This window comes from Aeromonas sp. 5HA1, assembly GCF_029237245.1.
GTDB lineage: Bacteria > Pseudomonadota > Gammaproteobacteria > Enterobacterales > Aeromonadaceae > Aeromonas > Aeromonas salmonicida.
This window is the reverse complement of the sequence record NZ_JAACFW010000020.1, coordinates 1-12797: the sequence shown is the minus strand read 5'-3', so window position 1 is coordinate 12797 and position 12797 is coordinate 1. Positions and strand designations below refer to the sequence as shown.

Sequence of the window (12797 nt, the reverse complement as noted above, 5' to 3'; positions counted from 1 at the left end):
ATCATGACGTTATGGCTATCCCAACCCTGAACAACTACGCCATGCCCAGCCAATGGAAGGCCAACAAGGTCAACTGGACCCTGAACCCCAAGCGCGCCGCCCTGCTGATCCACGACATGCAGGAGTACTTCACCGCGTTTTATGGTGAGGACAGCCCGCTGATCGCCGCGCTTATTGAACAGCTGGTGGCCGTGCGCAAACAGTGCAAGGCCCTCGGTATCCCTGTCTTCTACACGGCCCAGCCCAAGGATCAATCCCCCGAAGATCGCGCCCTGCTCAACGACATGTGGGGGCCGGGTCTGAACAAGAGTCCCGAGCTGCAACAGGTGGTGGCAGGGCTGCGCCCGGAGCGTGACGACACAGTGCTGGTCAAGTGGCGCTACAGCGCTTTCCAGCGCTCCGAACTCGAACAGATGCTCAAAGACCTGGGGCGGGATCAGCTCATCATAGGCGGCATCTACGGCCATATCGGCTGCATGATGACCACCTGCGACGCCTTCATGCGCGACATCCAGCCCTTCTTCCTGGCAGACGGGATAGCGGACTTCTCCCTGGCCGATCACCAGATGGCGCTCGACTATGTGGCGACCCGCTGCGGCAAGGTGATCCCCTGCGAGGAGGTGCTGGCACTTGCCCCGGCTTCCACTTTCGCCGTCCAGACTAATCCGTTGCTGACGTATGAGGGGCTCAAGGCGCGGCTGCTGAGCCATATCGATGAAGACGAAGGGGAGTTTGACCCGGACGAGAACCTCATCGACTACGGCCTGGATTCGGTGCGCATCATGTCTCTGCTCACAGAGTGGCGTGCCGCCGGGGTGGAGGTGGGGTTCGTGGACTTGGCAAAGCTGCCGACCCTCAACGGCTGGTGGCGTTTGATCGAGGCCAAGCTGGCAGCACAGGCGCTGGAGGTGACCCCATGAGCCGCTTCCCTCTGACCATACCCCAACAGGGGCTCTGGTCCGGTCATCTACTCAACGATGACAAGGCGATGTTCAACACCGCCGAGTGTATCGCCTTCGATGGCAAGGTCGACGCGGCCGTGCTGGTGGCCGCGCTCACCCGGGCTGTGAGTGAGTGCGAGGCGCTCAAGGGCCACTTCGAAGACGATGGGGAGGCGGTCTGCTTCGTCTCGGACGAGGCACCCCTCGCCTATGGCGAGGTGAACCTTGAAAGCGATGACGAGGCTGCCGCCCGCGGCTGGGCCTGGGCCGATCTGCGCCGTCCGTTCGAGTTGACTAAAGAAGCACCCTGCCGCTTCGCTTTGCTGCGTGGCCCCGGCCGGGATTACCTCTACAGCTGCGTGCACCACATAGCGCTGGACGGTTTTGGCACCACCTTGCTGTTCCAGCGTATCGCCGAACTCTATGGCGAAGGGCTGGCAGGAGCTGTGCCGTCGCCATCGCCGTTTGGCCTGCTGGATGAGGTGCTGGCCGAAGAGCTGGCCCGCGAGGAGAGCGGCAAGAACGCTGCCGCCCGCAGCTTCTGGCAGGCGCAATTGCAAGGCTGGCCCGAGGTGAAATCCTTTGGTGACACCCGCGCGCCCATCGCCGCCGAATTTATCCGTGAGAGTCGCCCCCTGCCGGCGGCGCTGTGGCAGGCGCTGACCGGCTTTGCCGACGAGCACAAGCTGGGTTGGCCTGACCTGTTGCTGGCCGGCCTATCGGCCCAGCTCTCCCTTGCCAGTGGCCAGCAACAAACGTTGCTTGGCCTGATGATGATGAACCGCATCGGGTCTGCCTCCCTGACAGTGCCCTGCATGCAGATGAACATCACCCCGTTGGCGCTGGCGCTCGGTGAAGAACTGGATCTGGCGGGGGCGGCCGGCGCCGTGGCCAAGGCCAAGCGCGGCGTGCGCAAGCACCAGCACTATCGCTACGAACTGCTGCGCCGAGACCTTGGCCTGGTGGGGGGCGACAAGCGATTGTTCGGCCCCCTGGTCAACATCATGCCGTTCGATCACGCCCGTCGCTTCGGGCCGCTCAGTGCCCATATTCTTAACATCAGCGCCGGGCCTGTGGAGGATCTCACCATCGAAGTGCAGGTCGGCGGCGATGGCCAGCCCAGACTGGATCTGGATGCCAACCCCGGCTGCTACCAGCAGGCCGAGCTGGCGACCATCGCCGATACCCTGTTCGCTCTGCTGGGCCGCTGGCTTGCCGATCCCGCCCAGACCCTGGGCAGCCTCAAGGCCGACTGGCTGGCCGAGCAGCGGCTGGGAGCCCTGATCACCGGCCCCGCCAACGAAGTGATCAAGGTGCGTCCTGTGCTGGACGCGCTCTGCCACTTCGCCGCCCAGACCCCGCACAAGATTGCCCTGATGCAGGGGGAGGCGAGCGTCAGCTACGAGGCACTGCTGGCCCGCTGCGAGCAGATGGCAGCCGCTCTGCAGACGTCCGGCGTGCAGCCGGGGGACAGGGTCGGGGTCATGCTGGCCCGCAGCCCCCAGGCCATCTTCGCCCAGCTGGCTGTGCTGTTGGCGGGCGCCGTCTACGTGCCCCTCGACCCCGAACAGCCGTTGGAGCGCCAGGGTCATATCCTGTGCCTTGGGGAGGTCAAGACCCTGATCACCCAGGCCGAGTATCGCCACAAGCTGGCCAGCCTGTTCGAGGGGCGCACTCTCTTGGCCGGGGATCTGGTGAGCGACAACCGGCTCAACCAGCCGGCTGCCGGCCGCGCCGTCGCCTACCTGATGTTCACCTCGGGCTCGACCGGCCTGCCCAAGGGGGTGGCGGTCAGCCACGGGGCGCTCGATCACTTCGCCGCTGCCGTCCGCTGCCGCTATCACCTGAACGAGGGCGCCCGGATGCTGCAATTTGCCCCCTTCAATTTCGACGCCAGCATAGAGGAGGTGTTTGCCACACTGAGCGCCGGTGCCACCCTGGTGCTGCGTACCGACGCCCTGCTCGAATCAATGCCCGCCTTCGCGGCCGGGGTGGAGCAGATGGGGATCACCCACCTCGACCTGCCCACCGCCTTCTGGAACGAGTGGGTGGTGGCGCTGACGGCGGGCCAGGCCCATATCCCGGCCCGGCTCGCCACCGTCATCATAGGCGGCGAGGCGGTCTACCCCGAGCAGTTGGCCCAGTGGCAACGGCAGGGGCGTTCTGATGTGCGCCTGTTCAACACTTACGGTCCCACCGAGACCACTGTGGTGGTCACTACGCATGAGCTGCAGCAGGAAGACCCGAACCAGACCCAGCTGCCCATCGGCCTGCCGCTGCCCGGCATGCAGGCGCTCATTCTGGGGGCAGGGGAACAGCCTGCCAGCGAGGGGGAGCTGGTGCTGCTCGGCCCACAGCTTGCCAACGGCTATGTGGGTGGCGTGCAGGGGAGCTTTGACACCCTTCGGGTCGGTGAGCAGGCGCTGCCCGTCTATCGCACAGGCGATCGGGTGCGGCTGGAGGCCGGCCGGCTGGTCTATCTGGGCCGGCGCGACAACGAATTCAAGATCAGCGGTTATCGCATCCAGCCCGGCGAGGTGGAGGCTCAACTGCTGGCCCTGTCCGGGGTGGACGAGGCCTGCGTGCAGGGGGTGAGTATCGGCAACGTACGCCGGCTGGTGGCCTTCGTGGCCGGCTCCGAGCGCGACAGTCGGGCCATCAAGGCGCAGCTCGCCAAGGTGTTGCCCGCCGCCATGATCCCCACCGACTATCGCCACTATGACCAGCTGCCCCGCACCGGCTCCAACAAGCTGGATCGCAAGGCCCTGCTGGCTCAGTACCAGTCTACGGATGAGGCACTGACCCTCGGCAGTGAGACGGAGAACCGGGTCGGCGCCATCTGGCAGCAGATCCTGGGGCTCGCCACCATGGCGCCTGCGGACAACTTCTTCGAGCTGGGGGGCCAGTCCCTGCAGACCATACAGATAGTGAACCGGCTCGGCGCCGAGTTCGGGGTGCAGGTCAAGGTATCCGATGTGTTCGACCACCCCCGTCTGGACGACTTCTGCCGCTTCCTCGATGGCAAGCTGACCGAGGATGAAGAGAGCGTGGAGATGGTGTGGTGATGAGCAAGGAGCAACAAGCAATGGCCTTTGATTTCAGTGGCAAGCGGGTCTGGGTGACAGGTGCCGGCCGTGGCATAGGGCGCGAGGTGGCAGAGCAGTTCGTGGCCGCCGGCGCCGCCGTGGTGGGGTTGGATCTGGCGTTTCCCGAGGTCGGCTACCCCTATGCCACCCGGCTGATCGACATCGGCGATGCCGCAGCGGTGAACGCCTGCTGCTCCGCGCTGCTGGCGGACGGTGGGCTGGATGTGCTGGTCAACGGGGCCGGGGTCTTGCGCCTCGGCCCCACCGAAAACTTGAGCGACCAGGATTGGCACGACTGCATGACGGTCAACGCCACCGGCGTCTTCTATCTGCTTCGGGCCCTGGTGCCCCACTTCAAGGGGCAGCGGCGCGGTGCCATCGTCACCATAGGCTCCAACGCCGCCCATGTGCCGCGCATGCAGATGGCGGCCTACTGCGCCTCCAAGGCGGCAGTCACCAGCCTGACCCAGACGGTGGGGCTGGAGCTGGCCCCCTTCGGCGTGCGGGTCAACCTGGTGTCGCCGGGCTCGACGGATACCCCCATGTTGCGCGGCATGCTGCCGGACGAGGGGGCCATGGCTCGCACCATTGCCGGGCTGCCGGATCAGTTCAAGCTCGGTATTCCCCTGCGCAAAATCGCCACCCCGGCGGAGATCGCCAATACAGTGCTCTTCCTGGCCTCGGACTTGGCCAGCCATATCACGCTGCAGGATCTGGTCGTCGACGGCGGCGCCACCCTGAGCGCCTGAGGTAAGTCATGAACAATATGATAACGCTGCTAAAACAGCTGGAACGCCAGGGTGTCAGGCTGACCCTCAACGAGAAAGGGCAGCTGATTTCCCAGTCGAGCAAGGAGGCACTGACCCCCGCCATCGGCGCCCAAATCAAGGCGCACAAGGATGAGCTGGTGCGCTGTCTGGCGGCTCGCGCCGCCTTCGAGGCCCCCATTGTCGCTCAAGGCGTTCAGAGCGGCCCGCTCTCCTCCTCCCAGAGCGGGCTCTGGTTTATCGAGCAGTACGAGGAGGCCTCCCACCTCTACAATATGCCGGTCTACTTCAGGGTCCGTGGCGAGCTAGACACGGCGGCCCTGGAATTTGCCTTCGATCACCTGTTTGCCCGCCACCCCAGCATGCGCACCCGTTTCGTCAAGGACGAGGCGGGCAGGGGGGCCCAGGAGATACTGCCGCACGTGCCCTTCAAGCTGCATATTGAGGACGTGAGTGAGCAGCCCGCAGCCGAGCGCGAAGCCTATGTGGCCAGGCGGGTGCGCGAGGAGATAGGGAAGCCCTTCTCGTTGACCAAAGGGGACTTGAGTCGGGTGCACCTTATCCGGTTGGGGTCTCATGAACATGTGCTGTTGATCACCCAGCACCACATCGTCTCCGACGGCTGGTCGGTCAAGAACATGTTTGCCGACTTGAAGCGTGCCTTCCTTGCCCATCAGAACCGGGAGCCCTTGAGCGTGCCCGAGTTGCCGCTCACCTACCTCGACTATGCCCACTGGTTCAACTCGCCGCGCTTTCTGGATTACCACGCAGAGTTCAAGCCGTTCTGGGTCGACAGGCTCGGTGGCAGCCCCGAGGTGCACGGTCTGCCGCTGGACAAGCCGCGTCCGGCTCATCAGGCCAGCGGCGGCGAGCTGGTCTTCTCCACCATAGACAACGCCCTGTGGGAGAGCTTCAAGCGGCTGTGCCAGCGCCACAACACCTCCAACTTCATCGGCCTGCATGCCCTGTTTGCCCTGCTGATGGTGCGCCAGAGCGGCGAGAAGGAAGTCGTCATAGGCACGCCGCTCGCCTACCGCGAGCGCCACGAGATAGAGTCCCTGGTGGGCTTCTTCGTCAATACCCTGGTGCTGCGCACCCGGCTCGAGGGTTGCCCCAGCTTTGTCGACTACCTGCAGCAGTGCCGGGAGGAGGATCTGGCGGCCTTCGATCACCAGCTCTACCGCTTCGAGGCGCTGGCCGAGGCCATCGGCGCCGATCGCACGACTGCCATCAACCCTATCTTCCAGATCATGCTGGTCTATCAGGCCAAGGTGGATTTCAACGATCTCATCCCCGGCTGCCAGCTGGTGGAGGAGACCTCTCCGGTGCTGCCCGCCAAGACCGACATCTCGGTCAAGGTGACCGAGTTGATGGATTCCGTCAGGGTGGACTGGTTGTTCGCCACCGCCCTGTTCGAGCGAGAGACCATCCAGGCTTACGCTGATCGCCTGCTGCACCTGATGCGCGCCGTGGTAGCGGCCCCAGAGACCGACATCTGGCAACTGCCGCTGGAGGCGGGCACAGACCAGGCAGCGCTGGTCGCCGAGCTCGCCAGTCTGCCGCAGGATTACCCCAGCCGCGACACCCTGCTCTGCCATATCGAGCGGCGGGCCGGGCAGTTGCCGGGCGCGCTGGCGGTGAGTGATGGCGAAGGCGCCCTGAGTTACGGCGAGCTGGAGGCGAGCGCCAACCGGCTGGCCCACTGGCTGCAATCCTGCGGCGTGAAGCCGGGCGCCGCCATCGGCATCCAGGCCAGACGGGATGTGGCTTTCGTGGTCGCCCTGCTCGCCTGCTGGAAGGCGGGGGCGGCCTATGTGCCGCTCGACCCCGCCTATCCTGCCGAGCGGCTGGCCCATATCCTGAGCGATGCCAGCATTGCGCTGGTGCTGGGGGGAGAGCCGGATGCCCGGCTCGCCGAGGCCATCACGGGCACAGATGCCGGTTACCACAACCTGCATCGGCTGGCGCTGGATGGGTTGCCAACCAGCACTCCCGCCATCCCCCGGGACGCGGCCATGCTGGCCCAGATCATCTACACCTCCGGCAGCACGGGCCTGCCCAAGGGGGTCATGGTGGAGCAGGGCAGCCTGGTCAACCTGATGGCGGATCATGCAGAGCGCATCGCCCTTGATCACGAGGGCGCCATGTTCAACTGCATGTCTCTGTCGTTCGATGCGGGCAACATGACCACCTTGCTGCCGCTCTACTGCGGCGCGGCCCTGCACTTTGGCGAGCCGGGCGAGGGGGCCATCACGGTCGCGATCAACTGTGGCGCCAGCCATATGATCCAGCCCACCGCCCTGCTGGCGAACCTGCTGCCGCCGACCGATCTCGGTTCTCTGCGCGCCATCGGCTTTGGTGGCGAAGCCTGCCCGAGCAGCCTGATGGAACGCTGGGGGGAGCGGGTGGCGCTTTACAACATGTACGGCCCGACCGAGTGTACAGTCACGGCGCTCTGCGCGCGGCTGGTGCCGGGTCAGCCCATCACCATAGGCCAGCCCATCAGCAATTTAAAAGCGCTGATCCTGGACGAAGGGGACAACCTCTGCCCCGTGGGGGTGCCCGGCGAGCTCTGCCTGAGTGGTCTCGGCCTTGCCCGTGGCTACCTCAATCTGCCTGAGCGCACTCAGGAGGCTTTTATCGAGCTGGCTCTCGACGGTCGTACCCATCGCCTCTACCGCACAGGCGATCGGGCGCTCAGGCGCCGCGACGGCAACATCCAATATCTGGGCCGGATTGACGAGCAGATCAAGCTGCGGGGCTATCGCATCGAGCCCGGCGAGATAGAGACGCAAGTCGCCGCGCTGTGCCCGGCCATCCGCCAGATCAAGGTGGTGGTGCAGGAGGGTCGCCTGCTGGCGTACGCCTGCCTGCATGAGGGGGCGAGCGAGCCGGACGGCGAGGCCTTGCTGCAACGGGCTGGCGAATGCCTGCCCGAATACATGGTGCCGGTGCGGCTCTGCTGGCTGCCCGAGATGCCGCTCACCCCCAACGGCAAGTTGGACCTGCGCCGACTGCCTGCCATTGATTGGCAGCAGAGCAAGCGCGAGCCGCAGAGCGAGCTGGAGCAGACGGTGCTCGCCATCTGGCAGGGGGTGCTCAAGCAACCCCTCGGAGTGGAGGATGACTTCTTCCGCCTGGGGGGTGATTCCATCCTCAGCATCCAGCTCACCACAAGGCTGCGGGATGCGGGGCTGCACTGCAGCGTCAAGGACGTGTTCGAGGCCAAGACGGTGCGCCGCCTCTGCCGCCAGCTCGGCCAGCAGCAGGCGGTCAGCCACCAGACCGAACAGGGCAATCTGACAGGGGAGTTCCCGCTCCATCCCATCCAGCACTGGTTCTTCGAGCAGGGCTTCGCCAAGCCCGGTCACTGGAACCAGGGGGTAATACTGCGTCTGCCCGCCGGGGTGGGCGATGCCGCCCTGCATGGCTGGCTGACCACCCTGCGCCAGCATCACGACGCCCTGCGTCTGGCGGTGACCCCGACCGGCCAGCGCTATCTGGCCGAGCTGGCGCTGCCGCCCTTGCCGACTCTGGATGCAGGAACACTCGGCGGGGCTGAACTGCAGGCCCGCCTGACCGAACTGCAAGGGGATCTGGATCCCGCCAGTGGCCACACCCTGGCCTGGGCCCGCCTGCGCAACCTGGCCATCGAGGGTGTGGCAGAGCCGGTGGAGGGGCTTTTCCTTGCCTTCCACCATCTGGTCATCGATGCCGTCTCCTGGCGCATTCTGGCCGAGGATCTCGCCCGGGTGAGCAGGGGTGAGCCCCTGCCCGCCAAGGGCAGCAGCTATCGCCAGTGGGGAGAAGGGCTGGCCGCCTACGCCCTGCGCGAAGAGGATCAGCTGGCGTTCTGGCTGGCCCAGGGGGAGGGCAACCAGCGAGGACTGCTGGAAGCGCAGCGCGCCGAAGATGGCCGCGCCGCCGCCAGCCTGCTGCAATTGGACAAGGAGACCACGGCCCGCTTGATTGACCCGGCCAATCAGGCCTTCTTCACCCGGGTACCCGACTTGTTGCTGGCCGCCCTGACTCGCACCCTGAGCGAGCTGGGTTATGGCACTCGTCACTGTGTGATGCTGGAAGGGCACGGCCGCGAGGCAATCGATCCTGAACTTGATGTGAGCCGCACCCTGGGCTGGTTCACCAGCACCTATCCGCTGGCGCTGGCCGATGAGCCAGAGTGGGATGCGCTGGTGTGCACCACCAAGGAGCGGCTGCGGGCCGTACCGGACAAGGGGGTAGGCTTCAACGCCCTTCGTCTGCACCATCCCCGTGGCTGGGAACTGCCCGAAGCCCTCATCGTCTTCAACTATCTGGGAGTCAGCCATCAGGGCGCTGCAGGTCAGCCCTGGCAGCCCCTGCCCATGGCGCCGGGGGCGCCCTCCTCACCGGACAACTTGCCACGCGAGCTCATCAGCCTGCACGGGGGCGTCTATGACGGATGCCTCACCCTGCGCCAGGTCGGCGCCCTCAACCAGCAAGGGAGCGACGCCCTGATGGTGAGATTGGCGGCCAACCTGCGTGCCCTGGTGGATCACTGCTGTGGGGTGAGCGCCCCGCGCCACACCCCGAGCGACTTCCCGGGGCTTGGCCTCTCGCAAGCGGCGCTCGACCAGGTGCTGAGCGGGCGCGAGGTGGAGACACTGCTGCCCATGACGTCCTTGCAGCAGAGCATGCTCTATCACAGGGAGCTGGCGCCCCGTGACACGGCTTACCATCTGCAGACCGAAATGGCGTATCGCCAGCCACTGGACCTGGCCGTCTACCGCCAGGCCTGGCAGGCGCAGATCGCTCGCTGGCCGGCCCTGCGCAGCGAGCTGGTGCTGGCGGATGGGGTGGCACTGCAGCGCATCCTGCGCCATGCCGAGTTGCCATTCCACTATCAGGATCTGGTGGGGGATGAGCAGGCCGAGGCGCGCATCGCGGCCTATCGCCAGCAGGATCTGGCCCGCCCGATCCCGCTCGAGCAGGCTCCCTTGCTGCGGGTCGCCTGTTTCAAACTGGCGCCCGATCACCACAAGGTCATTTTCAGTGCCCACCATGGCGTGCTGGATGGCTGGAGTGGTCCCGTATTGCTGGGATCCCTGCATCGCTGCTATCAAGCCCTGATGAACGGTCTGCTGCCGCAAGCCGAACCGGATGGGGCCTGGCTCGAATTTGGCCGCCATATCGCGAGCCAAACCCGCGCCAGCGAGGCCTACTGGCAGGGGCGCGCCGAGCTGTTGGCCCGACCCAACGATCTCTCCCGTCTGTTCGGGGGGGCGCTGGAGCCGCAGCTGACGCAGCACAGGCCTGCGGTGTGCGGCCAGACCCTGGCGCCGCACGTGTCGGCTCAACTGGAGGCCCGCGCTCGCGAGTTGGGGGTGACCACGGGCTTGCTGGCCCAGTATGCCTGGCATCGCCTGCTGGCCCGCCGCTGTGGCGATGACATCACCCTGGTTGGCAACGTGACGCCGGGCCGGGATTTCCCCATCGAGGGGATCACCCAGAGCGTCGGCCTCTATATCAACAGCCTGCCGCTTATCCTGGATTGGCGCACCGAGGCGACCCTGGCCGAGCATATCGCCCGGCTGCAGTCGGATTTGATGGCACTCAACGAGCACGGTACCCAGTCGCTCGCCGCGCTGACGCAGGGCAGAGCGCGCCTGTTCCAGAGCCTGTTCGTGTTCGAGAACTACCCTGTGCCGGCGCTGCCGGAGGAGCCAGAACCCCATCAGCTGGTGCCGCGCTTTGGCGCCGTGGTGGAGAAGGTGGAGCTGCCGCTCTCCCTGGTGGTGAACGCCCGCAGCGGCCGGCTCAATCTGCGCCTCGAGTTCGACGGGGATCTGATCCCCATGGCGAAGGCGGAAGCCGTGCTGGCCGCCTGGCTGGCCGAACTCGGCTGGCTGGCGGAGGCGAGCCTTGCGCTGCCGGCCAGACCCGATGAGATGAGCCTGCCTGCCCCCGTGGCAGCGCGCGTCGCGGCGCCAGTCGCTGAGCCTTGCCCGCCCGCGGCTCGTCCGCTGGTGGTCCTGTGGGAGCGCCAGTGCGGCGTGCCCGGCGTCTGGCAACAGACCCTGTGTGAACTCGGGGTGGATTCGGTGCAGCAGCTCGCCCTGCTGGCGGCTCTCAATGCCGCCTTTGCCGGCGAGCGTGCGCCGCTCACCCTGCGGGATCTCAAGGCCCATTCATCCCCCAGCCGGCTCTATCAGCACTGGCTGGTGCGGCTGCCCGAGGAGGTGCTATGACGATCCTGACCCAGATTGACCAGGCTCCCGTCAAACCGAAAGCCCATCGGGAGTTGAGCCCTCCGCAAGGCGGGCTGGCAACCGAGCAGACCCTGGGCTCGCGCCTGGCCGATTGCCTCGCCGCCACCCCGCTGGCCCCCGCCATCGGCATGGGCGGGGTCGGTATGAGTGAGCAAGGCACGGGCGAGGCCGGCCCCGGCGCCTGGCTCAACTATGGCGAGCTCAGCCTGCGGGTCGGTCAGATCGCCGCCCGCCTGCAGGGGCTGGCGGTGGGAGAGCGGGTCGGCCTCTACTTGGAGAGAGGCCCGGATCTGGTGGCCTGCCTGCTCGCCTGCCTGCGCCTCGGCCTCACCTTTGTGCCGCTCGAGCCGGATTTTCCGGTGGAGCGGCTGCAGGGTATCGCCCGTCAGGCCCGGCTCTCGGCGGTGATCTGTGATGGGCATGGCGATGTGCCCGCGTTTGGCTGTCCGCTGCGCTCCCTCGCCGGCCTCGGTCACGCAGGGGCTACGACCGTGCAGTGGCCCAGCGTGGACGATGCGCTGACGGCCTACATGATGTTCACCTCGGGCTCCACCGGCGAGCCCAAGGGGGTGGTTATCAGCCGGCGGGCCCTGATCTGCTTCCTCGACGGGATCCGCGAGCGGCTCGGGCTATCACCTAACAGCCATTGGCTCTTTATCACCACCCCGGCCTTTGACATCTCCTTGCTAGAGATGCTGGGCCCGCTTTGGGGCGGCGGCCGCTTGACGGTGGCCGGCGGTGAGCACAACAAGGACCCCCTGGGAATGATGGCGCTGCTGGCGGCCGACCCCTCCATCAACTTCCTGCAGGCCACCCCGGCCTGCTGGCGCATGCTGCTCAAAGCAGGCTGGCAGGGGCGCGAGCGTCTCACCGCCCTGTGTGGCGGCGAGGCGCTGGACTCGGGATTGGCCGAGCAGCTTTGCAGTCGTACCCAGCGGCTGTGGAACTGCTACGGGCCGACCGAGGCCACCGTCTGGTCGCTGGTGAGCGAGGTGCGCTGGCCACCGGCGGATGGGCAGATCACCATCAGCCACAGCCTGCCCGGCTATCGCCACTGGGTGCTGGACGAAGCAGGGTTGCCGGTACCTGAGGGGGAGTGCGGGGAGCTCTGCATCGAGAGCCCTGCCCTGTGTGAAGGCTACTGGCGCAAGCCAGGGCTGACGGCGGCGGCCTTCCTGCGGGTCGATGCCCATCGGCTCTATCGTACTGGCGATCGGGTGCGACGACTGGGGGCGGATCGCTTCCTCTATCTGGGGCGGCGGGACGATCAGGTCAAGCTGCGCGGTTTTCGCATCGAGCTGGGGGAGGTGGAGGCGGGCCTTCGCCGCCAAGCCGGGGTGCAGGAGGCGGCGGTGCGCCTCTTTGGCGAGGGGGACGAGGCCATGCTGGTGGGCTATGTGGAGGCCAAAGCCGGGGTGATCCTCAATCGCCTCGCCCTGCGCAAGGGGTTGCAGGCCACGCTGCCGCACTATATGGTGCCGGCGCGGATCCTCCTGCTCGATGCCCTGCCCAAGACAGGCAGCGGCAAGCTGGATAGAAAGGCGCTGCCACTGCCTGAATAGGACGACCGGAAAGCGCCAAACGTCTATAAAAAAAAGCCCGCATGATGCGGGCTTCTTTTTGGCTGCCTGTCCCGTCCTGAATATGGTTTACACCTTTCCCCCACATAAACGGAGAGCCCGATGGGACAAGGTGTGAAACGGACACAGCGCGATTACTCGCTGACTTTTAAACTGGCGCTGGTCGAGCAGATTG

Annotated in this window: 5 protein-coding genes; all 5 read left to right on the top strand. The window is 66.1% G+C overall.

Going from position 1 to position 12797, the window contains the following annotated elements:
• Positions 1-11: 11 nt before the first annotated feature.
• Genes GWQ27_RS16875 through GWQ27_RS16855 form a run of 5 tightly spaced genes read left to right on the top strand, consistent with a single transcriptional unit; the run spans position 12 to position 12604 of the window.
• Positions 12-920 (top strand): isochorismatase family protein, encoded by a 909-nt coding sequence (locus GWQ27_RS16875; RefSeq protein WP_275907829.1) that lies wholly within the window; start codon positions 12-14, stop codon positions 918-920.
• Positions 917-4006 (top strand): amonabactin biosynthesis non-ribosomal peptide synthetase AmoF, encoded by a 3090-nt coding sequence (gene amoF, locus GWQ27_RS16870; protein ID WP_275907828.1) that lies wholly within the window; start codon positions 917-919, stop codon positions 4004-4006. The genes GWQ27_RS16875 and amoF overlap by 4 nt, the downstream gene beginning before the upstream one ends.
• Before the next feature lie 20 nt (positions 4007-4026).
• The gene (gene dhbA, locus GWQ27_RS16865) at positions 4027-4776 is read left to right on the top strand and encodes a 2,3-dihydro-2,3-dihydroxybenzoate dehydrogenase (RefSeq protein WP_059168046.1); all 750 of its coding nucleotides are present in this window, start codon (positions 4027-4029) and stop codon (positions 4774-4776) included.
• Positions 4777-4784: 8 nt separating this feature from the next.
• A complete protein-coding gene (gene amoG / locus GWQ27_RS16860) occupies positions 4785-11021 on the top strand; it encodes an amonabactin biosynthesis non-ribosomal peptide synthetase AmoG (RefSeq protein WP_275907827.1) in 6237 nt (2078 codons plus the stop codon).
• Positions 11018-12604 carry an amino acid adenylation domain-containing protein gene (locus tag GWQ27_RS16855; RefSeq protein ID WP_275907826.1) on the top strand — a complete coding sequence of 529 codons (1587 nt, stop codon included), beginning with the start codon at positions 11018-11020 and terminating at the stop codon, positions 12602-12604. The genes amoG and GWQ27_RS16855 overlap by 4 nt, the downstream gene beginning before the upstream one ends.
• Positions 12605-12797: the final 193 nt, after the last annotated feature.

Bases quoted from the DNA above. Each gene is read 5' to 3' on its own strand.
- amoF (WP_275907828.1), top strand. From the start codon at position 917: ATGAGCCGCTTCCCTCTGACCATACCCCAACAGGGGCTCTGGTCCGGT.
- GWQ27_RS16855 (WP_275907826.1), top strand. From the start codon at position 11,018: ATGACGATCCTGACCCAGATTGACCAGGCTCCCGTCAAACCGAAAGCC.
- GWQ27_RS16875 (WP_275907829.1), top strand. From the start codon at position 12: ATGGCTATCCCAACCCTGAACAACTACGCCATGCCCAGCCAATGGAAG.
- dhbA (WP_059168046.1), top strand. From the start codon at position 4,027: ATGGCCTTTGATTTCAGTGGCAAGCGGGTCTGGGTGACAGGTGCCGGC.
- amoG (WP_275907827.1), top strand. From the start codon at position 4,785: ATGAACAATATGATAACGCTGCTAAAACAGCTGGAACGCCAGGGTGTC.